Origin of the sequence: Noviherbaspirillum sp. Root189 (assembly GCF_001428545.1) — a bacterium.
GTDB lineage: Bacteria > Pseudomonadota > Gammaproteobacteria > Burkholderiales > Burkholderiaceae_D > Noviherbaspirillum.
In genome coordinates, this window is sequence record NZ_LMHZ01000045.1 from 97104 (window position 1) to 120162 (window position 23059).

Below are 23059 nucleotides of genomic sequence, written 5' to 3' on the forward strand. Positions count from 1 at the left end.
GGAAAAAAAGCGAGGGGTCTGAATATAATTCCGGGTATCCGTAGGGTAATTTCTTATTCTGCAACGTTCATTCAATTTACCGATAAGCCTTTAGGCATAGGGAACGTGACATTTTCTTCTACGCCGGGCAAAGGTCGCACGCTCCGCGCGCCAAGCTCTTTTAGACGGTCAATAACTGCCTGCACCAGGACTTCCGGCGCCGATGCGCCCGCTGTGACGCCGATACGGCTTTTGCCCTCCAGCCAAGCCGGATCGATCTGGGCCGAATTGTCTACCATGTAGGCCTGAGCACCCTTTTTCTGCGCTACTTCACGAAGGCGATTGGAATTGGAACTGTTGGGGCTACCGACCACGATAACGACTTCCACCTGTGGTGCCATGAATTTGACTGCTTCCTGGCGATTGGTGGTTGCGTAGCAAATGTCCGCCTTTTTCGGTTCGGCGATGTTCGGGAATTTATGCTTGAGCGCAGCAATGACGTCCGCCGTATCGTCAACCGAGAGTGTGGTTTGCGAGACGTACGCGAGCATGTCGGGATCGCACACTTGCAGTGCCTCGACATCAGCCACCGTCTCAACCAGATACATGCCCTCTTCGGTCTGGCCCATCGTGCCCTCTACTTCGGGATGACCATCATGGCCGATCATGACGATTTCGCGGCCTTCGCGACGCATTTTGGCGACTTCGACGTGCACTTTGGTCACGAGCGGACAAGTTGCATCGAACACACGCAAGCCGCGCCGGTTCGCTTCCACCTGCACTGCCTTGGATACACCATGGGCAGAAAAAATGACGGTGTTGCCCGCCGGGACCTCATCGAGTTCTTCGACGAAAATTGCGCCCTTGCTGCGCAAGTCCTCGACCACATACGCGTTATGCACAATCTCATGGCGCACATAGATAGGTGCGCCGAATTGCTGGAGCGCGCGCTCTACAATATCGATCGCGCGATCTACGCCAGCGCAAAAGCCCCTCGGTTGGGCAAGCAGGATTTCCTTATCCATGTTCTGTCCTTGAGACGATAGGCGCGAGCGCACTTAAAGTATGCCAATAATTTTTACTTCGAACTTCAGCTGCTGTCCGGCCAGCGGATGGTTGAAGTCAAATAGAGCGGTTTCGGCGTCAATGGCACGCAAGATACCTGCAAAGCGGCCGCCGCTGGGAGCGGAAAATTCAACGAGATCGCCGATGACGTATTCTTCGCCAAAGTTGGAATTCTCAGTCAGCGTTGCCCTTGACACATGCTGGATCAGTTCCGGGTTACGTGGACCAAAAGCCTTTTCCGGAGGAAGCTCGAATGTTTGGTGCACCCCTTCCGGCAAGCCGATCAGGCATGACTCGAGAAACGGCGCAAGTTGACCCGTACCGAGTTGCAGTGTAGCGGGATTGTCCTCAAATGTACTGACGATATTCGTTCCATCCATCGCCGCAAGACGGTAGTGCAAGGTCAGGTAAGCGGATTCGGTGACGACGGGGTGGATAGCGTTCTGCATGACATAGTTGACTCAAAAGATAACCCGTTATTGTAAGCCACGACGGCGCTGAATGCTTTTGCTCAAAGGAGTTTGCCTTCCCGGAATGATGATAAAAGTGGCCGCCCAACAATGTAAAATTGTTATTTTAATAATTTTTCGCTTTATAATCGCGGGTTGACTTTGCAAGCACCATTAAACGGAATCACATGGCAATCAATCACTGGCCGGAAGACCAGCGTCCACGCGAAAGACTCATCCGCTTCGGCGCCCAGCACCTTTCTGACGCTGAACTCCTCGCGGTTTTCTTGCGAATTGGCGTAAGCGGTAAAAGTGCGGTCGACCTGGGTCGTGACATGCTCATCCATTTCGGGTCACTGCATGGTCTCTTTAGCGCCTCGCTAGATCAATTTTCCCTGGTGAACGGGCTTGGTCCGGCGAAGTTCTCACAGCTACAGGCAGTACTTGAACTCGCTCGTCGCTCGATCAGCGAAGAACTGAAAAGAGGAGACGTCCTGAGTTCGCCGGAGGCTGTCCGTCAATACCTGCAGCTCATGCTTGCAAAGAAAGCGTATGAATCCTTTGCAGTGCTTTTCCTCGACGTGAAAAATTGTCTCATCACTGCAGAAGAACTGTTTCGAGGAAGCCTCATGCATACCAGCGTCTACCCGCGCGAAGTCGTCAAGGCTGCGCTGTCACACAATGCAGCCGGTGTCATCATCGCGCACAATCATCCTTCCGGCAGTCCGGAGCCCAGTCATGCTGACCGCACGCTGACAAAGGCTTTGCAGCAGGCATTGGGCTTGGTCGACGTTCGGGTGCTCGACCATTTTGTGGTCGCAGGCAGCTGTGTTTATTCATTTGCTGAACACGGTGAAATCTGACCGGCAAGGCGAGCCAATTAAAATGTTAAACTCGTAAATTCATATAAGACACAATTGTTTTTCGCAAGTCATTGAAAATTCACATTTTTTTGGCTATACTTTCGTTTTTTCCAAATCTGGAATATTTTAAGGAGTGAACCATGGCACGTGTTTGCCAAGTGACCGGGAAGGGGCCGATGGTCGGCAACAACGTTTCCCATGCTAACAACAAGACCAAGCGTCGCTTTTTGCCAAACCTGCAAAACCGCCGTATCTTCGTTGAATCCGAAAACCGCTGGGTTTCCCTGCGCCTCTCGAACGCCGGCCTGCGCGTTATCGACAAGATCGGCATCGACGCCGTCCTCGCCGATATGCGTGCCCGTGGCGAAAAAGTCTAAGCGGACATCTTTAGGAAATTATCATGGCAAAATCTAACCGCGACAAAATCAAGCTGGAATCGACTGCAGGTACAGGTCATTTCTACACCACCACCAAGAACAAGCGCACCATGCCTGAAAAAATGGCGATCATGAAGTTTGATCCCAAGGCACGCAAGCACGTTGAATACAAAGAGACCAAGATCAAGTAATCTTGCCCTTTGCAATGTCGTGCAACAAAAAAGCCGTTCAATCGAACGGCTTTTTCTTTTCCCGCTCCGTCTTTTGGTAAGCTGGGCGGAACGCTTTGCGATGTAAAAGCAGATGACTAATTGGCGCGGCAAGAAGAAAACCCAATGCAAAGGTGTCGTGGATTTGCGCCATGCAAAAAGAAAGCGGCCCCTGAAGTAGAGGGGCCGCTTGTTTTTATATTGGGAACGCAGTCCCTTGTATATGGCTACTTTATGCGTAGCTACGCAGGCGACGCGAAAATTCCTGCAAAGCGCGGATACCCGAAGCTTCTGCACGCACACACCAGTCCTGCAATTGCTGCAGCAACTGCTCACGACTGGAGTTGGAACGCTCCCATATAGCACTGAGTTCGACACGCATTTCATGCATGGTCTGCAATGCTTTGCTATGCGCAAATAGTTCGCTCAATTGCTGTTTCTGCGGCGCGCCAAGTTTGGCCGGCTCACGCTGCAGCAGTTTGCGGGACGATTTGAGACGCTTGTATTCCAGCTTGCCCTTGCTCGCCAAATGCTCGGCTTCATCATGCCATGCGCTTTTCACCGATTTTGCATACTTAGCCATCACATCATAGCGATTAGCAATAACGGACTGCAATGTATCAAAGTCGGCCACACTCTTTTCACGATTGAATTTTGGCTCCGGGGCCACCTTCTTGACCTTTGCCAGGCCAACTGTTTCCAGGATGCGGATATACATCCAGCCAATATCGAACTCGTACCACTTCGACGACAGTTTGGCGGAAGTCCCAAAGGTATGGTGGTTGTTATGCAGCTCTTCACCACCGATGATGATGCCAATCGGGAAGATGTTAGTCGCGGCATCGGCACAGTCGTAATTCCGGTAACCCCAATAGTGGCCGATACCGTTGATGATGCCGGCGGCGGTCACCGGGATCCACAGCATCTGCACTGCCCATACACTCAGACCGACTACGCCGAACAGCATGATGTCGATAATCAGCATCAAGCCTACGCCCTGCCAGCTGTATTTGCTGTAAAGATTGCGCTCGATCCAGTCGTTAGGTGTGCCATGACCATACTTTTCCATGGTTTCGGCGTTTTTGGACTCGGCGCGATACAGTTCGGCGCCTTCAAAAAAAACTTTCTTGATACCACGTGTGACAGGGCTATGCGGGTCGTCTTCGGTCTCGCATTTCGCATGGTGTTTGCGATGAATGGCAGCCCATTCCTTAGTCACCATGCCGGTCGTCAGCCACAGCCAGAAACGAAAGAAGTGGCTGGGGATTGCGTGCAACTCGAGCGCGCGGTGCGCCTGGCAACGATGCAGGTAAATGGTCACGGCGGCAATCGTGATGTGCGTCGCGATCAACGTAAATGCAACGATTTCCCAACCGGAAGCACCGGAGAGGCCGTTGGAGAGAAAGTTAAGTACTGCGTCAAGCATGGTGGTTTCGATGATGGTTACTCCAGTTTGAATACATCGGGGTTCTTGCTATTCATGTATTTACCGAGGTTTTTACTTGGAAAACAAGGTCCTATCCGCATTTCGCAGCAGATTGTACGCTGTTATGGCGCCTCGGTGACGGGCATTTTGGGGGAAAGCCTGGGTTCAATTCCAGGAGACAGATCAAGGATTCGCACTTCACGCTGTGGATACGGTACTTCGATGTGATGTTTTTGAAAACTTTTCCAGATGGCCCGGTTCAACTCAGACAGTACATTCCCGCGTCCGTTCTCCGGATCCGCAATCCAGATGCCCAGCTCGAGCTCAAATCCATCGGCATCAAAGCGGATCAGGAGGCCTTGGGGCGCCGGTTCTTTCAAAATCCTTGGAATGCCGCCTGCCGTATCTTCAAGCAGCTTGAGCACCATCTCGATGTCCGCTTTATAAGAAACGCTCACTCGCGTAGCGAGGCGCAGGCTTCGGTCTGTCAATGAGTAATTTTGAACCGGACTAGACAACAACATTTCATTTGGAACAACCGTTTCAATGCCATCAAAGCCCCTTACCACGGTGTACCGGGTGTTTATTTGTGTCACCTGTCCGAAATACTTGTCAATATTGACAATGTCACCGATGGCGAGGCTGCGTTCGATCAGGATCACGAATCCGGAAACATAACTGCTGACAATCTTCTGCAGACCCAGGCCAAGGCCAACGCCGAGCGCACCACCAAACACCGACAGCACTGTCAGGTCGATGCCGACCAATGAAAGACTGATCAAGACAGCCAGCAGGATCAAGACAGCACGTCCCATGCGCGCCATCACAGCACGCAAGGAAGAATGCACGCTGTCCATCCGCATCAAACGTTCTTCGAGTGCCGCCCCTGCCCACAGCGCGAACATCAGGGTGATCGCCACCGATGCCGCAGCTTGCGTTATGACCAGAAGTGACGCCTTGTGCCGCCCGACCGGGATCGTAGTCTGCTCGAGGTAAGCGATTAGTTCGGGCCAGAGCCCGGTGATGTACAGTGCGACGCCACTCCAAACGATGGTCGCGAATACTTTTTCAAACAGTAACAGCAGCGCTCCGGCGTCGCCGCCACGCGCAAACACGCGACGCAAGACATAGAAAGCCAGGCGGATTAACGCGAAGGAGCCTGCCAGCGGCAGCGCGAGGCGTAACAGATTGACATGTATCCACTGTTCCAGCACCAGTTTGGACAGCGCAATGAACGCCAATGCAAGCAGCGGTCCGAGTACGCGAGAAAAGCTTTCCACACCCAGGCGCATGACGCGCAACTGCACGTCATGCGCCGTCAGACGTCCTCGCAGCGCACGGGCAAGCGTCCACCCAAGCGCCAGACTTCCGATAAGCGCAATGAGTTGCCAGAGCAGGTTGGGATCAAAAAGGTCGACCCAGAGGTCGGACAATAGGCTGGAGAGCAGGTTTTGTTTCATTTCTTGTAAGGTGTTGCCTCGCTTTTGTGGCGCTCCCAGTTGCTCGCGTAGCGTGCGGCCAGCGCCGGATTATTTCGCGAAATCAACAGGTTTTCCGCATTCTTGTGCTGAGCTGTCCAGGTGAAATTGAAACTGCCGGTGATGACTACCGCCTTCGGACTGGCAGCGTCGACCACCATGACCTTGTTGTGCGCATTCTGGTATTTGGTCTCAAGCCAGACGGGAATACCGCCAGCGGCAAGTTTGGGCGCTACTGAGGAATCGACTCTTTCGAGCTGATTGGCATCGACCAGCACCTTCACATCAACGCCGCGCCGATGCGCTGCGAGAAGCGTAGTGGCGATTTTCTTGCTGGTCAACAGGTAGGCCTGGACGAGGACCTGCTGACGAGCGCCGTCGACCACTTCGATAATCTCGGCCTCGATATTGTCCCAGGGTGCGAAAAGCGGTTGAAGCGTTCCCTGCGCTGCAATGGGCGGTGGTGCCTCAGTAGTCGTTGCTGCGACCGCCGAGGCCAGAGAAAGAATATTCAGCGCAAGTGCAGGTGCAAGTGCAAGCACCAATCCGATGGCGCGGTACATCAGGTGGCTTTTTTCCGTTCGAAGACAGCGGCGAAGAAGCCATCGGTGTGATGGATGTGCGGAGAAAGCTTGAGGTAATCCTGCATCTCCAGCGCCACTTTCTGCTCTTCCAGGATATCTTTCATCGGCACCAGTTCAAATCCTTCATGGGTAGCCAGGAATTGCTGGGCGACCGATTCATTCTCCTCATCCAGCAGGCTGCAGGTTGCATATACCAACCGTCCTCCGGGTTTGAGCAGCCGCGCGGCACTGGCGAGAATGGACACTTGTTTGGCATGGAGTTCGACAATCGATTCCGGCGTCTGGCGCCATTTCATATCCGGATTACGGCGTAATGTACCCAGACCGCTGCAGGGTGCGTCGACCAGGACACGGTCGATTTTCGATACCAGGCGTTTGACCTTGGCGTCGTTTTCATGGGCAATCACGACCGGATGCACATTCGACAAGCCGCTGCGAGCGAGTCGCGGCTTGAGTTTGCTGAGGCGCTTTTCGGACACGTCGAATGCGTAGAGGCGACCTGTATTTCGCATGGCGGCACCGAGGGCGAGCGTCTTGCCGCCCGCGCCGGCGCAGAAATCCACCACCATTTCGCCCCGCTTCGCTCCCAGGATCTGGGCGAGCAACTGGCTACCCTCATCCTGCACCTCGATCGCGCCTTCCTTGAATAGAGGAAGATTTTGTAATGCCGGCTTCTTCATGACGCGGATACCGAGCGGCGCATACGGGGTGGGCTCGCACAGGATAGGTGCCTTGGCCAGTTCGGCGATGACGTCTTCGCGTTTCCACTTGAGCGCATTGACGCGCAGGTCAAGCGGCGCGGGACGGTTAAGTGCCTCGGCCAGTTCCAGCGTTGCCGCTTCGCCGTCGCGCTCGACCAGTTTGTCAAACAACCATTGCGGCAAGTTGGCGCGCAGCGTCACCGGCAGACTGTTGCGGTCGATTTGTGCAATCCGTTGCAGCCATTCGGTTTCTTCCGCGGACAGGCTGCCCAGGTTGTCGACGCCGACGGCGTCCGCCAAACCAAGCAAGGTCAGCCGGCGCATTGCCGGGCCATGGCCGGATTCGGCGAAACTCGCATACGCAAGCTTGTTGCGCAATACCGCATAGACGCCTTCAGCTACAGCGTTGCGTTCACGCGAGCCGAGTTTGGGATGTTCGCGAAAATAACGGGAAATGATGACGTCGGCGGGACCGGTGAAACGCAATACTTCGCGCAAAACCTCTTCGGCGGCGCCTACGACCGCTGGGTGCAATCTCATGGAATTTCTTTCTCTTTATGCGGGTTGTGCCGCATCTGCAATATGGACCACGCCGTTGTCAATCGACAGCCGGCCTTCGACGTACCAGCGCACGGCCTTTGGATAAAGCACATGCTCTTCGACCAGCACGCGACCTGCCAGGGTGTCTTCAGTATCGCCGGGAAGTACCGGCACTGTTGCCTGTGCGACGATAGGGCCGTGATCAAGTTCCGCTGTGACGAAATGCACGGTTACGCCGTGCACCTTGACGCCGGCCGCGAGCGCCTGCCTGTGGGTGGCCAAGCCCGGGAAACTCGGCAGCAGCGACGGATGGATATTCAACATACGGCCGGCGTAATGCTCGACGAAGCCGGGAGTCAGGATGCGCATGAAGCCGGCCAGAACGACGAGATCCGGCGCAAACCGGTCAATCGTAGCCTGCAACTGGGCATCGAAGGCTTCGCGCGATGGAAAATCCTTGCTGACGACAACTTCGGTAGCGATGCCTTGCTGCGCCGCGAATGCAAGACCTTCCGCGTCGGCGCGGTTACTGATGACCGCCGCGATTCGGCACGGCCAGCCTTCCGCTTTGGCCGCGCGAACAATGGCTTGCATGTTGCTGCCGCGTCCGGAAATCAGGATGACGATATTTTTCATGGCGCGCATTTTACCGTACCGGCCTACCTGCCCCACCTGAATGAAATAAAAAAGCCGGCCCGCGGCCGGCTTTCCAATGGTTAAAAACCAAACTCCCGCTACTGGAAAGAATAAAAGACACGAAAGGCAACTTTCTTTTCCGCCCAGAAGTCAGCGGCGTCCCGGAATACGTCAAGCAGCGTTTCGCGCGCTTCCTTGTCAAACTTCGGCGTGTTCGGAAGTTGTTCAATCACGACCAGAAAGCCCGGTTGCGGCCCGGCCTTATAGGGAAGATCGGTCAGGCAATCGCTGAGCGCGTCGAAATTCTTGCCAAAGTGTTTGGGAAAATGAAACGCTTGCGCAATGCACGCCAATACTTGCTGTTTTGTCGTTGCCTCGGCGCAATAAGCATAAAGAAAATGCTGACCAAGACGCGCGGCCTCTTCCTGCAATTCCGTCACCCGGAATGCGCGGATGGACTGCACCAAGTTGGGTGGCACGGTTTTAAACAGGCTCATGTCTTCCTCGGTACGGGGAATGAGGTTCACGGGTTCTCTGTGCGATGGCTCGAATAGCATGTTCTTGCTTCTTACTCTTTAATACGCCGGAAGGTGTCGTAATGGTCATCGGTATAGTAGTACTCGCCCGACGATTGCGGATCTCCGCCAGAAACAATGCGCCGTGCGCCGCGGTTGCGCGCGCCTGGGGTCTTTACCGTGAATTCGTGATAATACCCGCGCTTCTGCTTGGGCAAAACTCCTTCAAAATTCCTGAAAACGCGGCCGTCGTTTGGGTAGGGGAAAGGTCCGCCGCGCTTGATGAGTTCCAGCGTCTGACGCCCTTCCCTGGGTAAATCCTCAACAGGAATAATGCCAATCGGGGCCAGTCCCTTGGCAAATAACTGAAGGGAAAAGAACAGCGTTGCGAAAAACAGCAACCATCTGTTCATCAACTGCCGGTTCATGAGGTACTGTCCATGTTGTGAAGGTTTGACAATTCCGGTATCGGATACCGTAGGGTAACTGCTTGTTAAATGCGAATCAACCCTGAATACTCTAAATGTGGTACGTAATTTTCCTGCATGAAACTTTGACAACAAATATTATTCGAAAGCCATCTCAATTAGGGCATCAGAATCAAAAGCGAAACGATTTACGGCCGTGATACACGCTCGTCTTGTTACAAGAAAGCTTCGTTCCTTGCGCAAAAAGCCTTGGAAACGTCATTACCAGCAAAGCGGCGGCTGGTAATAGGCCAACCCCAGGCGGTGTTGGTCAACGTGTTGCGAGGGTCAGCTGCTCCCGGCGCACCATGCTTTCTCCTGGCATTTTTGCTGCTCCTGTTCAGCCATGCCAAAGAAGGCAAGAACGTCGTCGCGACGAGCAAGCGCATCTTTCCGGCCTAGCCGAATCAGCTCGCCGGTATAACTGGATTCAAACAACAGGTAAGACGCCAGCGCTGCACCGCTCGCCTCGGTGGCGCCGATTCCTCCCAACAACATCCGTATCGGGCGCGGCAGACTGCCAACCCGCCGGCTGGCAATTTCGTCAAGGCGCTCCGACGGAGCAATGATCAGCATCTGGATGGGACGCAGCGGCATCCGTGCCCTCTGTTCTTCGGTCAGCATCGACAGGGTGAGATTCACGCGCGTCGTGCGCTCGATGTCCACGGCAAGACTGTCAAGGAAGATACTGGACAAGGCGTGGCCGGCGATCTGTGCAAGGCTGGGATATTGCGGCGGACCGGGATTTTCCGGGGTGGGTTCATTGAGTCGTCCTGCACCAATGACCAGCACCTTGTCTGCCCCCAGATGGATTGCCGGCGAAATTGGCGCGAGTTGGCGCATCGATCCGTCGCCGAAGAATTCTCGCCGACCTTCGCAGTAAAGAGGTGTCGCCGGAAAAATCAGGGGAATCGCCGATGAAGCCAGCAAATGCTCCACGCCGATCTGGCTACGTAACGCCGTCCGCTGTGAGCGCACCCAAGGCTCGATGTCGGCTTCGCTTTGAAAGAAGGTAATGTGGCGACCTGCCGTATAAGACGATGCAGTAACGGCCAGCGCATGCAGCTTCCCATCCATCAGCGCCGCATCCAGCCGTGGGAAGTTGAGCATCCGGTTCAGCAGCGTCACCAATGGCGTATTGTCAAGCAGCGCATTGGGGGGACTGGCCTTCCATTTACGCAAAAGCCAGCCGAAGGACATCAGCGACAGCCACCTGGCGCCCGATCGCAAGACGCCGAGCGAATCGGCACGGTACACCTGTTCCGCGGCGAAGTGCTCCCACACCTGCAAGACCTTGTGCAGGCCTTCTTCGAAGTTATCGGCATGACAAGCCAGCGCGGTGGCGTTGATCGCACCAGCCGATGTGCCGCAGATAATGTCATAGGGATTGCGCGACGCTTCCCAGCCTGCGTCGCGCAGGATCGACGAGACGCCATCCAGTACACCAACCTGGTAGGCTGCCCGTGCGCCTCCGCCAGTCAGGACAAGGCCAGTTTTTTTGCTCTCACTCATGACAAGAGATTAGCAGGCGACAATGCCCTTTGGGAAACAGAGACGCTGCGACCAACCTGAAAACAACGCGACGTCATGTCGGCGCTGGTGCACTGCCCTGTTCTTCCATGTCAGCAAGACATTAGTCGCCCTTGACGATACCTTCGCGGCGCGGGTCGGCGCCACCGAACCACATCTCTTCTCCATGGATATTCATGCGCATGATGCCCTGCAATCCCGAGGTCTGCTCCATAACACGGACATTGTGCCCTTTGGCCTTGAGCTGTTCGACCAAGGCATCGCTTACCCTCCCCTGTTCCAGTTCGGTCGGCCCGTTGCGGCTGCCGAAATTGGGCAGGCTGATTGCCTGCTGCACATTGAGTCCCCAGTCGAGCGTTCCGACCAGGACCTTGCCGACATAATTGATGATTGCAGATCCGCCCGGGGAGCCCGTTGAAAGCACGAGTTTTTTCGTACCCCGTTCAAACACGAAGGTCGGGGCCATGGAACTGCGCGGGCGCTTGCCGGACTGCACCCGGTTGGCTACCGGCCCATTGGCATCCACCGGATCGAAAGAAAAGTCCGTAAGCTGGTTATTGAGCAGGAAGCCGCGCACCATCTGCCTGGAACCAAAAGCGTCCTCGATCGTGGTGGTCATCGAAATGGCATTGCCCTTGGCATCGACGATGGAAATGTGCGAGGTAGACGGCAACTCCGGAGAATTGTCTATCCCGAGCGCAAGCGTGGTAGCCGGTGGCACGCCGAACTTTGCCACGCCCATCGACTTGTCCGTAATCAGTGCTGCGCGTTCAGCCAGGTAGCGCTTGTCCACCAGCGCCTTCGGGCTATTGCCGGGCAAGGGCACGAAATCGGTGTCGGCGACATAGCGGCCCCGATCGGCATAGGCGAGCCGGCCCGCTTCGGAAAACAAATGAATCGCATCGGCGTTGAGCGCACCATTCACGGGGGTGAGTGCGCGCATATTCTTTGTCTCCAGCATGCCAAGCATTTGCGCGATGGCGATACCACCTGAGGAAGGCGGCGGCATGCCGCATACGGTCCAGGTTTTGTAGTCGGTACAGACCGGCTCGCGCACCTTGGCCTGGTAGCCGGCAATATCGGCCGCGGTCAGCAAGCCCGGATTGGTGGGATGGCTTTTTACCTTGGTTTCGATATCGCGCGCGATCTGGCCTGTGTAAAACGCATCGGCACCGCCTTTGGCGATATCACGCAGAACTTGCGCAAGCTCAGGATTTTTCAATACATGCCCCACTGGCCAGGGGTTGCCATCCTTATCGTAAAAATAGGCAGCCGCGACTGGATCCTTTCTCAGGAACTGTTCAGTTTTCAGCATGGCGTTCAAGCGCGGACTGACAGCGAAGCCTCGCTCCGCCAGTGAAATCGCAGGCGCGAACAGGGATGCCCATGGCAACCTGCCGTACTGCTTGTGCGCCAGTTCAAGCATGCGCAGCACGCCGGGTGCGCCGACCGAGCGTCCGCCGACGACGCCTTCGTGGAAACTCATGGCCTTGCCTTCGGCGGTCTGGAACAATCGTTCGGTTGCAGCGGCGGGTGCGGTTTCCCGCCCGTCGAAGGCCTTCACGGTGTTGCCATCGAAATGCATCATGAAGGCACCGCCGGCAATGCCGGACGATTGCGGCTCTACCAGCCCCAACACCATCTGCACGGCGATGGCGGCATCGACGGCGGAACCGCCGACACGCAGTACCCGGTAACCGGCTTCGGTTGCCAAAGGATTGGCTGCAGCGACCATGAATTTTTTGGCGGCCCAACCCGGTTTATCAGTGAAGCCGGACGCGCTTTCCGGGGCCTGCATGCCAGGGGCCGGGCTGGTTGCGACGACCGGAGCGACCGGGGTGGCCGGAGCAGCTTGTTGTGCGGTCTGATTGCTGGCGCAGGCAACGAGCAGGAGCGATGCCGTGGCGAGCAGGGAGATTTTTGTTTTGATCATGGCCGACTCCATGGGAAAGGAGTGGCTAGTCTAATTTGACTGTGCCTGGCTGTCATGCGCTTGCCATCGCTAAATGCCGGACACTTGAGGTCGCTCACCGCACGTAAGACAATGCATCCAAGCAAAAGGGCGAGCGAAACCGAAGTGTCGCTCGCCCTTTCCATGAGAAACAATTACTTGGGCTGCATACGGATAGCGCCATCCAGACGAATGGTTTCGCCGTTCAGCATGGGATTTTCAATGATCGAGCGGGCAAGATGCGCGTATTCGACGGGCTTGCCGAGCCGCGGTGGGAACGGGACCATGCGACCGAGTGCGTCCTGCACTTCCTGGGGCATGCCGAGCAGCATCGGCGTCTCGAAGATGCCTGGAGCAATAGTCATGACCCGGATGCCGTTACGCGACAGATCGCGCGCCATCGGCAACGTCAGGCCCACCACACCGGCTTTCGATGCGCCGTAAGCCGCTTGTCCGATCTGACCATCGTAGGCGGCGACCGATGCGGTATTGATGATGACGCCACGTTCACCGTATTCGTTGCCCTCGGTTTTGGACATGGCATCGGCCGCGAGACGCGCCATGTTGAAGGTGCCAACCAGGTTGATGCTGACCACGCGCTGGAATACGTCCAGCGGATGCGGACCGTCTTTTCCGACAGTCTTTACTGCGGGCGCGACGCCAGCGCAATTGATCAGGCCGCGCAAGGTTCCCATGCCGGTGGCGGCATCGACGACCGCCTTGCCGTCGGCTTCGGAGGTGACATCGCACTTGACGAAACGCCCGCCCAGTTCCGCCGCCAGCTTTTCGCCGGCTTCTACCTGAACGTCGGCCAGCACCACCTTGCCACCGTTATCGACGATCATGCGGGCCGTTGCCGCGCCGAGACCGGATGCGCCGCCGGTAATAATGAATACGCTGTTCTGAATCTGCATGTTCTCCTCTTTTCTGAACGGAAAGGTGATTGAGGTCTGCGTCAATGCACAGACCTGTCAGCCCGGATGACGTTTACGTAAACGTAATTCATGCGATTGTAGCGAACTTTTCGCCGAAAAAGCAAAAGGCGACCGCAGCCGCCTTTTGCTTGATTCACCATTTACGAAGTCCCGAAGATTCCGATGGACCGCGTGTATTGCGTCGCCTTATACCAATCCCAAGCTATAACGTGACAAATGAGATCGATGGATTTTTTTTGACTGGCAAGGCGCAGGAGGAGTCAATAGCGAGCTATTGACGACGAGTGCAACGCCGGCAGGCAGCTCGGCGCCCCCAGAAAAAGACGCGATCGGCGCCGCCGAGTCCGTCGTCGGCGGCGTGCCCGCCGGCGCCGTGATCGAAGCAGGCCCATGCGCACCGCCTGCCTGCGGCGCGGTTGCGGGCAGCAAGGGCACCAGCAGCAGTGCAACGATATTGATGATCTTGATCAGTGGATTGACAGCAGGTCCCGCGGTGTCCTTGTACGGATCGCCCACGGTATCGCCAGTCACTGCCGCCTTGTGCGCTTCCGACCCCTTGCCGCCATGATGGCCGTCTTCAATGTACTTCTTGGCGTTATCCCAGGCACCGCCGCCAGTGGTCATCGAGATCGCGACGAAGAGACCGGTAACGATAGTACCCATCAGCAGTCCGCCTAGAGCGGCCGGTCCGAGCAGCATGCCGACGAGAACCGGAACCACCACGGGGAGCAGCGATGGGATGACCATTTCCTTGATAGCCGATGCGGTCAGCATGTCGACTGCCTTGTCATATTCCGGCTTGCCCGAACCATCCATGATGCCCTTGATGTCACGGAACTGGCGACGCACTTCGATAACGACGGCGCCCGCGGCACGTCCCACCGCCTCCATGGCCATTGCACCGAACAGGTAGGGAATCAGGCCACCGATGAAGAGCCCAACGATGACCATCGGGTTGGACAGGTCGAAGGACGTACTTTTGCCAACCGAGTCGAGCGCGTGGGTATAGTCGGCAAATAGAACCAGTGCGGCAAGACCGGCGGAACCGATGGCATACCCTTTGGTGACCGCCTTGGTGGTATTGCCTACCGCATCGAGCGGATCGGTGATCGCCCGCACGGAATCCGGCAGTTCGGACATTTCGGCAATGCCGCCCGCGTTATCGGTAATCGGACCGTAGGCATCGAGGGCAACGATAATGCCGGCCATCGACAGCATGGCCGTAGCGGCAATCGCGACGCCGTAGAGTCCTCCGAGCCAGTATGCGACAAGGATCGCCACGCACACAGACAGCACCGGATATGCGGTCGATTTCATTGATACGCCAAGGCCGGCAATGATATTGGTACCGTGGCCGGTGGTGGATGCTTCGGCGATGTGCCGGACCGGTTTGAAATCGGTTCCGGTGTAGTACTCGGTGATATACACCATGAGGCCGGTCAGGACGATGCCAACCACCGCCGAACCCATCATGGGAACACGCATCGGTTCGGGGAGAACCATCCAGGTGACGACGGCAAAGCCGATCAGCGACAGGCCGGCGGCCCACCATAATCCCGTGTACAGCGCAGACATGATTTTCTTGCCGGGCTTGGCCTTGACCATCCAGCAGCCGATGATGGACGCCGGGATCGACACCGCAGCCAGGAGCAGCGGATACAGCACCGCCTGCATTTCGGCGCCCTTGATCACCAGCGCGCCGAGCAGCATGGTGGCGATCAGCGTGACGACATACGTTTCAAACAGGTCGGCCGCCATGCCCGCGCAGTCGCCGACATTGTCGCCGACGTTATCGGCGATGACGGCCGGATTACGTGGATCGTCTTCCGGGATGCCGGCTTCGACTTTGCCAACCAGGTCGGCGCCAACGTCCGCACCCTTGGTAAAGATGCCGCCGCCAAGACGTGCAAATATCGAAATCAGGGAAGCGCCGAAGCCAAGGCCGATCAGCGGCTTGAGCACATCATGAATGGAGCTCGCATTTGCACCGGAACTGGTGAGATACCAGTAGAACAGCACCACGCCGAGCAGGCCCAGGCCGGCCACCAGCATGCCGGTGATCGCACCGCCACGGAACGCAACGTCCAGCGCTTCATTCATGCCTTTGGTGGCGGCCTGTGCGGTGCGGACGTTTGCACGTACCGACACGTTCATGCCGATGAAACCGCAGGCACCCGAGAGGACGGCACCGATCAGGAATCCGGCGGCTGTTTTGAGGCCAAGGCCGGGAAGAATGGCGATAAGGATAAACAGGACAACGCCGACGATCGCGATGGTACGGTACTGTCGTCCGAGATAAGCGGCCGCACCCTGCTGGATAGCGAGCGCAATTTCCTGCATGCGGGCATTGCCGGCATCCTGACTCAGGATCCAGCTCCGGGACATCAGTCCGTAGATGACGGCAAGCACACCGCATGCTACGGCAAACCACAATCCTGTTGCCATATCGACTCCTCCATATTGTTCACGACAAAGTTAAAACAACGACGACGTTCCGGAGGAGTACGACATTCGATGACGGCTACTTCAATAGCCGTTGTCTTATCCTTCGGGTACTACGCACTGCAAACTTTTACGCAACCCTTTGAAGCTCATCGCATCGGCAGCAAAACCTGCTCACTATTCATTGTCCACTGTTCGCTGACCGACAATCGTGTTTCAATTCCTCGCTGCACCTATCTCAAGTGGGCCATGCATGTCCGTTCCATTTTGGGCTCGATTGCCCCGATTAGGTTCAGCATGCCGAAAACAAAAAGCGGACAATTGTCCGCTTTTTGATTCTTACTCAGCCAATGCTGCGAAGGCTCTGTCCCGGATGGTTTCAACCGGTCCGACTCCTTCAATTTTCCGATACTTTGGCGCGCCAGGCTGGCCGGACTTCGCCCATTTGTTGTAGTAGTCGACAAGGACTTCAGTCTGCTCGTGATAAACAGAAAGGCGTTTTTGCACGGTCTCTTCCTTGTCGTCATCGCGCTGGATCAGGTCCTCACCGGTGATGTCGTCCTTGCCGGCCACTTTAGGGGGATTGAAGGTGACGTGGTAAGTACGGCCGGACGACTGGTGGACGCGGCGGCCGCTCATGCGTTCGATGATAGCCGCATCGGGCACATCGATTTCAAGCACGAAGTCGATGGCTACACCGGCCTCCTTCATCGCGTCCGCTTGCGGGATGGTGCGCGGAAAACCGTCGAACAGATAACCATTGGCGCAGTCTGCCTGCTTCAGGCGATCCTTCACGAGGCCGATGATGATGTCGTCCGATACCAGACCACCGGCATCCATGACTTTCTTCGCTTCGATACCGAGCGGCGTACCGGCCTTGACGGCGGCGCGCAACATATCGCCGGTCGAGATCTGCGGGATATTGAACTTTTCCTTGATGAAATTCGCCTGGGTGCCCTTACCGGCACCGGGCGGCCCTAACAGGATGAGACGCATGACATTTTCCTAGACTGGTTTTAAATTTGGTGCAGTGCGAGATACGTTTCGACTGAAACAGCATGTTTGTATCACGCCAACTTTTCATGAAACTTACCACAGAATCTTGTTTAACCGGCAGGCTTGCCCGGAATTCTTCTATTTTCCTTGACCAAAATAAGCCTGTACTCTGGCGAGGTCTTCCGGGGTATCCACACCTGCTGCAGGTGCACCATCGGTAACGTGGACAGCGATCGAATAGCCGTGCCACAGAACCCGCAATTGTTCGAGTGCTTCGATCTGTTCCAGCGGCGATATCGCCAGCCGAGGATAGGCCTGCAGGAAGGCATTGCGGAACGCATACAGGCCGATATGGCGCAACGGCTGGTAACCCGGTGGGACGATTTCCCTGGACTGCGTGAAGCCATCGCGATGCCAGGGGATGGTTGCGCGCGAAAAATAGAGCGCCCTTCCCGACTTGTCGAGCACGACCTTGACGACATTCGGATTGAAGATATCGGCAGGCTCATGAATCGCATGGGCTGCAGTCGCCATCGGCACATCGCTGCTGATCAGCGCGCCGGTGGCGGCGATCAGTGCCGGGGAAATCAGCGGTTCATCACCCTGGACGTTGACGATAACAGCATCCTCGCCAAGGCCCATGGTGGCTGCGACTTCTGCAATACGGTCGGTTCCGGAAGGATGGTCGGCGCGGGTCAGATGAACTTCGACGCCGTGTGCCCGGCAGGCCGCAACGATGTCCTGATGGTCAGTGGCAACGGCGATACGCGCGGCGCCGGATTGCGCGGCGCGTTCTGCGACGCGCACGACCATCGGTTTGCCGCCGATGTCGGCAAGCGGTTTATTGGGCAGGCGCGTGGAAGCCAGGCGCGCAGGAATAATGACGGTAAAGGACATGAGGGCTTTTCCGGTAGACAGACCAAACGGGTCGTTGGCGGAGCGCCGTGCGCCGGCGCATTCCGTCAAGTATGCGGCTGCAGCGCCGCATTGATTGACCTTGCCTTGGCTTTAGCTTGCCGCCGGCGTGCGGGGCGCATTGAGATCACGGGCTTCATCGGCCCACATGATCGGGATGCCATCCCGGATCGGATACGCCAGTTTGTCGGGGTTGCAGATCAGTTCCTGCGCAGTCTTGTCGTACTCGAGCGGCCCCTTGCAGAGCGGGCAAACCAGGATATCAAGCAGTCGGGCGTCCACGACATTTCTCCACTATTCGTTTGGCGAGCGCACCGTCGACGCGCGCTGCCACAGGTACGACCCACAGGCGTGGGTCACTCTTTATCGTATCAATTTGGGTACATTTTACTGCATCCTTCTCCGTGATCAGGATGATATCGGCGGGAGCCTTCGCAAAAGGATTGTCCGCATAATCGTAGTGATCCGGCAAGGGCAACGTCCGGATGGCAAGGCCGGCCTTTTTCAGCATGGAGAAGAAACGTTCCGGATTGCCAATACCGGCTGCGGCAAGGATCCGTGGTGCCCGGATAGTCGACAGCGGCACGGCATGCGACGGATCGGACAAACGCACTGCGGAGTCGCCGGAAAGTTGCATCCGGAATGCCGGCTCGATCACACGGGGCGGCAAATGTGGCGCATTGACGACTGTGAAGTCGCGCGTCCGGCTGGCCGGTTCGCGCAAGGGTCCGGCGGGAAGCATCCAGCCGTTGCCGTCCCCGCGTTCATCGCACAGCACGATTTCAATATCGCGCTGCAACGCATAATGCTGCAAGCCGTCGTCGGAAACGATGACATCGACGGACGGATGGGCAGCAAGCAACGCCTGCGCGGCGGCGACCCTGTTGCGCCCGACCATGAGCGGGCAACCGGTGCGCAGGGCGATCAGCGTTGGCTCGTCGCCGACTTGGGCGGGGGTGGTACCGGCGGTCACTTCGACCGGACTTTCGGTGCTGGCACCGTAGCCGCGAGAAATCACGCCGGGCGTGAAACCCGCTGTACGCAATTGTTCAATCAGCCAGATCGCGAACGGAGTTTTCCCGGTACCGCCGACAAATACATTGCCGACCACGATCACCGGCACCGGCAGCCGGGTACTGCGCAGCCATCCGGCCTGATACAGGCGCCGGCGCACCGAGACAAGCACACGAAACAGCAGGGAAACCGGCAGCAGCAGCCAAGCAAGCAAGCCGCGCCGGCGCCAGGCGCGGGTCAGGACTGATTCGGCAGCCGAGCTCATTTCCTGCCGCTGGTCTGGGCGGCGAAAGTGACTCTGTCGAAGCCGGCGATACGTGCCGCTTCCAGCACGTTGATCACAGACTGGTGCGCCGCAGTCGCATCGGCGTTGATGATGATGACGGGATCTTTTTTGGACTGGCCGTGTGCATTAGAGGCATTCTTCAGCTCTTCCGCAAGAGCTGCTGCATCGCGTGCGGCCACCTTGGTATTGTCGACTGCATAATGGCCTTGCGCGTCAACCCCGACGTTAATCTCCTGCGGCTGTTCCATGGCCTTTTCGGCGTCTGCCGTCGGCAGCGTGATCTGCAGCGCGGTAAATTTGCTGTAGGTGGTGGTCACCATTAGAAAAATCAGGATGACCAGCAGTACATCGATGAAGGGAATCAGGTTGATGTCCGGTTCTTCCCTGCCCTTGCCTTTACGAAAATTCATGGCGCGGCCTTATTTGCGATTGCCGTGGACGATGTCGACAAATTTGACGGCCTGCTGTTCCATATCGACGATAAAGCTGTCGACCAGCGCACGGAAATGACGATAAAACACAAGTGCCGGCATGGCGATGGCCAGGCCGAAACCAGTGTTGTAGAGGGCCACCGAAATACCATGCGCAAGTTGCGCAGGATTGGCGCCCGCTGCATTTTGCGACCCGAAGATTTCGATCATGCCGACCACCGTGCCGAACAGGCCCATCAGCGGCGCCAGCGTAGCGATGGTGCCGAGCGTGGTGAGAAAGCGTTCCAGTTCGTGGGCCGTGCCGCGCCCCGCTTCCTCGATGGTTTCTTTCATGACCTCGCGCGGCGCGTCGACATTGCGTAGGCCGGCTGCCAGCACGCGACCCAGCGGCGAATTCTGTTCGAGGTTGGCAATGACTTCCGGACCTATCTTGCCATTGTGATAAACACGGATGACATCGTCGAGAAGATTGGCGGGAATGATACGGCTGCGGCGCAGGTACAATACCCGCTCGATGATCAGTGTCAGTCCGATAACGGAGGCAATCAGCAGCGGCCAGATGGGCCAGCCGGCAGCTTGGATAATGGCGAGCAAAACAGACTCCTGGTGTTCAATTCAGTCGGATGCAGAATGTATCGTGTTGAGCCTTCATGGGCAAGGGCAAGGCCGTGGTAAACCTGTTCTGTTGTTCGGCCGAAGGTGTGGATAACTTTGTGGGCAAGTCTGTGGGATTTCGCAAAAGTGGTTGATTTTTAAGACTTTTTGCTTTCTTTACGGAAATTTCCATGAATTAAGCAGTCCTTACAAATCAAGGACTTAAGGATGATGAAAGTTGATTGTAACCAACTGTGACAGCAAGATGACGGTTTGGTGCGCCTGTGGACAGGTTTTCGTCCGGAGAGGCGCATGAACATTGACTCTTTAAACGAAGATACAAGCGCGGCGCCGTCCGTGCTGACGGTATCGGCATTGAACCAGGCCGTTGCACGGATGCTGGAGCGCAGTTTTCCACTGGCCTGGGTCTCCGGAGAGATCTCCAATTTCACGCGGGCAGCCTCCGGCCACTGGTACTTCACGCTCAAGGACGAAGGCGCCCAGGTACGGGCGGTGATGTTCCGTGGGCGCGCGCAGTATGCCGGCTTCATGCCGCGCGAAGGCGACAAGGTCGAAGTCCGCGCCCTCGTCACGCTGTATGCGCCCCGCGGCGATTACCAGCTCAATGTCGAAGCGATCCGTCGCGCCGGCGTCGGCAACCTGTACGAAGCGTTTCTGCGCCTCAAGGACAAGCTGAATGCCGAAGGTTTGTTCGATCCTGCACGCAAGCGTCCGCTCGCCCTGTTTGCGCGCACTATCGGCATCGTAACCAGTCCTCAGGCGGCGGCGTTGCGGGACATCCTGACGACGCTGCGGCGCCGGGCACCGCATGTCCGGGTGATTCTTTATCCAACGCCGGTCCAGGGCGAAGGCGCAGCCGACAAGATTGCCCAGGCGATCACCACCGCCTCGGCACGTGCTGAAGTCGACACCCTGCTGGTGTGTCGCGGCGGGGGCAGTATCGAAGACCTGTGGTCTTTCAATGAAGAAGTCGTCGCCCGAGCCATCGTGGATTGCGCGATGCCGGTCATTTCCGGCGTCGGCCACGAAACCGATTTCACGATTGCCGATTTCGCTGCCGACTTGCGCGCGCCGACCCCGACCGCTGCCGCCGAAATGGCGGCCGCACCGCGCGCGGACTGGCTGTCCATGCTGGAATCCCATGCCGACGACCTGACGCGCGCCCTGCGCCGTCTGCTTTCGGATAGTTCCCAGACGCTCGACTGGCTGTCGCATCGGCTCGTGAGCCCGTCTGCGCACATCACCCATGAGCGACTGAAACTGCAGGGATTGCAGACCCGGCTTGCCCATGCCACGCGCACCCCGTTGCGGCAGGCACGATTCGCTGTCAGCCAGTTGCAAACCAGATTGAACGCGCAGTTGCCGCGTACCGGACCGGTTCGCGCAAAATTGACGGATGACGCGCGGCGGCTGGCGACGCGGATGACCACCTTGACGATGCAGAGACGACAGGCATTGGCCGCCCTCAGCGCCCAGCTTGAACTGCTCAATCCACAACGCACGCTCGAGCGCGGCTATGCGATGGTGTTGGATGGCAAGGGAAGGATCGTGCGTACGCCGAAAGATCTTCGTCCGCGTGACGTCGTGACGGTAAGACTCGCCGATGGCGCAGCCGAAGTCGGCATTGCCAGCGTCCAACCGACGCTGGAATAAATAAGCGAATTCACCGGCCATCTACCGCAAATCCGCGGCAAAAGTTGATGCAAACCTATTGGGGATGTATCAATACACGCACATATGCAGGCTTGCCGCATCCGACATACAATTGAGCTCTTTCAAAAACAACATCAACCGCCCGAAAACAGAAAGGAAGCCAAATGGAACATACCCTGCCACCTTTGCCTTACGCGATGGACGCACTGCAGCCGCACATCTCCAAGGAAACGCTGGAGTACCACTACGGCAAGCATCACCAGGCCTATGTGACCAACCTGAACAACCTGATCAAAGGCACCGAGTTTGAAAACGCCTCCCTTGAAGACATCATCAAGAAGTCGTCGGGTGGCGTGTTCAATAACTCTGCCCAGGTCTGGAATCACACCTTCTTCTGGAACTGCATGAAACCGAACGGTGGCGGTGCACCGGCCGGTGCCGTGTCGGACGCGATCAACGCCAAGTGGGGTTCGTTTGACAAGTTCAAGGAAGAATTTACCAAGTCCTGCGTGACCAACTTCGGTTCAGGCTGGACATGGCTGGTCAAGAAGGCTGACGGTTCGGTCGACATCGTCAATACATCCAATGCCGGCACACCGCTGACCACAAGCGATAAGCCGCTGCTGACCTGCGACGTCTGGGAGCACGCTTACTATATCGACTACCGCAATGCCCGTCCGAAGTTTGTCGAGGCATTCTGGAACCTCGTGAACTGGGACTTCGTTGCAAAGAACTTTGCCTGACAAATCCTGATTGCCTATTGCTTATTGCCTATTGCCAAGGCGATAGGCACGGGCCGGCGCCCTGAGGAACGACAGCGCGTCATCCCTATCCATGCCGCCCCGCGAAAGCCGGGCGGCATTTTTATTGAAGTTTGATGTAAAGCAAGCTTGCCGGCCGCAGCTACTGGCGATTTTTCAATATCTCCATGGCGCCGCAACGCAGCCCGGCTGTCAGTCATTGCCGGAATGGTGGAATGGAATGGAACTTGCACCGGTAACG

24 protein-coding genes are annotated in these 23059 nt (G+C 56.9%); 5 read left to right on the forward strand and 19 right to left on the reverse strand.

From position 1 onward, the window contains the following. Positions 1 to 71 precede the first annotated feature (71 nt). A complete protein-coding gene (ispH, locus tag ASE07_RS21715) occupies positions 72 to 1037 on the reverse strand; it encodes a 4-hydroxy-3-methylbut-2-enyl diphosphate reductase (RefSeq protein WP_268793455.1) in 966 nt (321 codons plus the stop codon). After that, positions 1038 to 1493 carry an FKBP-type peptidyl-prolyl cis-trans isomerase gene (locus ASE07_RS21720; RefSeq protein WP_057292917.1) on the reverse strand — a complete coding sequence of 152 codons (456 nt, stop codon included), beginning with the start codon at positions 1491 to 1493 and terminating at the stop codon, positions 1038 to 1040. 188 nt (positions 1494 to 1681) lie between these two features. Here ASE07_RS21720 and radC point away from each other — a divergent pair, with 188 nt between their 5' ends. From radC to rpmG, 3 genes are all read left to right on the forward strand, one after another. Next, the gene (gene radC / locus ASE07_RS21725; protein ID WP_057292918.1) at positions 1682 to 2356 is read left to right on the forward strand and encodes a RadC family protein; all 675 of its coding nucleotides are present in this window, start codon (positions 1682 to 1684) and stop codon (positions 2354 to 2356) included. A 140-nt stretch (positions 2357 to 2496) separates the two neighbouring features. Next, positions 2497 to 2733: a 50S ribosomal protein L28 gene (gene rpmB, locus ASE07_RS21730; RefSeq protein WP_041296590.1), complete on the forward strand. Its 237-nt coding sequence runs from the start codon at positions 2497 to 2499 to the stop codon at positions 2731 to 2733. Positions 2734 to 2756: 23 nt separating this feature from the next. Continuing rightward, on the forward strand, positions 2757 to 2924 hold the full coding sequence (gene rpmG / locus ASE07_RS21735) for a 50S ribosomal protein L33 (RefSeq protein ID WP_057292919.1): 168 nt from the start codon (positions 2757 to 2759) through the stop codon (positions 2922 to 2924). 250 nt (positions 2925 to 3174) lie between these two features. Here rpmG and ASE07_RS21740 read toward each other — a convergent pair whose 3' ends face one another. The 17 genes from ASE07_RS21740 to ASE07_RS21820 all read right to left on the reverse strand — a co-directional run bounded on the left by ASE07_RS21740 (position 3175) and on the right by ASE07_RS21820 (position 20383). Beyond that, entirely contained in the window at positions 3175 to 4368 is a 1194-nt protein-coding gene (locus ASE07_RS21740; protein WP_057292920.1) for a DesA family fatty acid desaturase, read from the reverse strand. A 122-nt stretch (positions 4369 to 4490) separates the two neighbouring features. Then, positions 4491 to 5828, reverse strand: coding sequence for a mechanosensitive ion channel family protein (locus ASE07_RS21745; protein ID WP_057292921.1), 1338 nt, complete (start codon positions 5826 to 5828; stop codon positions 4491 to 4493). Beyond that, entirely contained in the window at positions 5825 to 6412 is a 588-nt protein-coding gene (locus ASE07_RS21750) for a phospholipase D family nuclease (RefSeq protein WP_057292922.1), read from the reverse strand. The genes ASE07_RS21745 and ASE07_RS21750 overlap by 4 nt, the downstream gene beginning before the upstream one ends. Further along, on the reverse strand, positions 6409 to 7671 hold the full coding sequence (locus ASE07_RS21755; RefSeq protein ID WP_057292923.1) for an RsmB/NOP family class I SAM-dependent RNA methyltransferase: 1263 nt from the start codon (positions 7669 to 7671) through the stop codon (positions 6409 to 6411). The genes ASE07_RS21750 and ASE07_RS21755 overlap by 4 nt, the downstream gene beginning before the upstream one ends. Before the next feature lie 15 nt (positions 7672 to 7686). After that, positions 7687 to 8307, reverse strand: a complete 621-nt coding sequence (purN, locus tag ASE07_RS21760; RefSeq protein WP_057293031.1) for a phosphoribosylglycinamide formyltransferase — start codon at positions 8305 to 8307, stop codon at positions 7687 to 7689. A 98-nt stretch (positions 8308 to 8405) separates the two neighbouring features. Then, positions 8406 to 8804: a barstar family protein gene (locus tag ASE07_RS21765; RefSeq protein ID WP_057293032.1), complete on the reverse strand. Its 399-nt coding sequence runs from the start codon at positions 8802 to 8804 to the stop codon at positions 8406 to 8408. A 71-nt stretch (positions 8805 to 8875) separates the two neighbouring features. Then, positions 8876 to 9250, reverse strand: coding sequence for a ribonuclease domain-containing protein (locus ASE07_RS21770; RefSeq protein WP_057292924.1), 375 nt, complete (start codon positions 9248 to 9250; stop codon positions 8876 to 8878). Between the two features lie 327 nt (positions 9251 to 9577). Continuing rightward, positions 9578 to 10801, reverse strand: a complete 1224-nt coding sequence (locus ASE07_RS21775) for a patatin-like phospholipase family protein (RefSeq protein WP_057292925.1) — start codon at positions 10799 to 10801, stop codon at positions 9578 to 9580. 121 nt (positions 10802 to 10922) lie between these two features. Next, positions 10923 to 12752, reverse strand: coding sequence for a gamma-glutamyltransferase (gene ggt, locus ASE07_RS21780; protein ID WP_057292926.1), 1830 nt, complete (start codon positions 12750 to 12752; stop codon positions 10923 to 10925). 173 nt (positions 12753 to 12925) lie between these two features. After that, positions 12926 to 13684, reverse strand: a complete 759-nt coding sequence (locus ASE07_RS21785) for a 3-hydroxyacyl-CoA dehydrogenase (protein ID WP_057292927.1) — start codon at positions 13682 to 13684, stop codon at positions 12926 to 12928. 207 nt (positions 13685 to 13891) lie between these two features. Beyond that, positions 13892 to 16150 (reverse strand): sodium-translocating pyrophosphatase, encoded by a 2259-nt coding sequence (locus tag ASE07_RS21790; protein WP_235548563.1) that lies wholly within the window; start codon positions 16148 to 16150, stop codon positions 13892 to 13894. 336 nt (positions 16151 to 16486) lie between these two features. Beyond that, the gene (gene adk / locus ASE07_RS21795) at positions 16487 to 17143 is read right to left on the reverse strand and encodes an adenylate kinase (protein WP_057292928.1); all 657 of its coding nucleotides are present in this window, start codon (positions 17141 to 17143) and stop codon (positions 16487 to 16489) included. Between the two features lie 138 nt (positions 17144 to 17281). Then, positions 17282 to 18040, reverse strand: coding sequence for a 3-deoxy-manno-octulosonate cytidylyltransferase (gene kdsB / locus ASE07_RS21800; protein WP_057293033.1), 759 nt, complete (start codon positions 18038 to 18040; stop codon positions 17282 to 17284). A 111-nt stretch (positions 18041 to 18151) separates the two neighbouring features. Further along, complete coding sequence (locus tag ASE07_RS21805; protein WP_057292929.1) at positions 18152 to 18340, reverse strand: Trm112 family protein; 189 nt, start codon at positions 18338 to 18340, stop codon at positions 18152 to 18154. Continuing rightward, complete coding sequence (lpxK, locus tag ASE07_RS21810) at positions 18321 to 19337, reverse strand: tetraacyldisaccharide 4'-kinase (RefSeq protein ID WP_057292930.1); 1017 nt, start codon at positions 19335 to 19337, stop codon at positions 18321 to 18323. Before lpxK ends, ASE07_RS21805 begins: the two co-directional genes overlap by 20 nt. Next, positions 19334 to 19768 carry an ExbD/TolR family protein gene (locus tag ASE07_RS21815; protein ID WP_057292931.1) on the reverse strand — a complete coding sequence of 145 codons (435 nt, stop codon included), beginning with the start codon at positions 19766 to 19768 and terminating at the stop codon, positions 19334 to 19336. The genes lpxK and ASE07_RS21815 overlap by 4 nt, the downstream gene beginning before the upstream one ends. Positions 19769 to 19777: 9 nt before the next feature. Continuing rightward, entirely contained in the window at positions 19778 to 20383 is a 606-nt protein-coding gene (locus ASE07_RS21820; RefSeq protein ID WP_057292932.1) for a MotA/TolQ/ExbB proton channel family protein, read from the reverse strand. A gap of 312 nt (positions 20384 to 20695) precedes the next feature. Between ASE07_RS21820 and xseA the strand changes: the two genes are divergently transcribed. Then, positions 20696 to 22057, forward strand: a complete 1362-nt coding sequence (gene xseA / locus ASE07_RS21825) for an exodeoxyribonuclease VII large subunit (RefSeq protein ID WP_057292933.1) — start codon at positions 20696 to 20698, stop codon at positions 22055 to 22057. A 164-nt stretch (positions 22058 to 22221) separates the two neighbouring features. Next, positions 22222 to 22800 carry a superoxide dismutase [Fe] gene (sodB, locus tag ASE07_RS21830; protein WP_057292934.1) on the forward strand — a complete coding sequence of 193 codons (579 nt, stop codon included), beginning with the start codon at positions 22222 to 22224 and terminating at the stop codon, positions 22798 to 22800. Positions 22801 to 23059 lie beyond the last annotated feature (259 nt).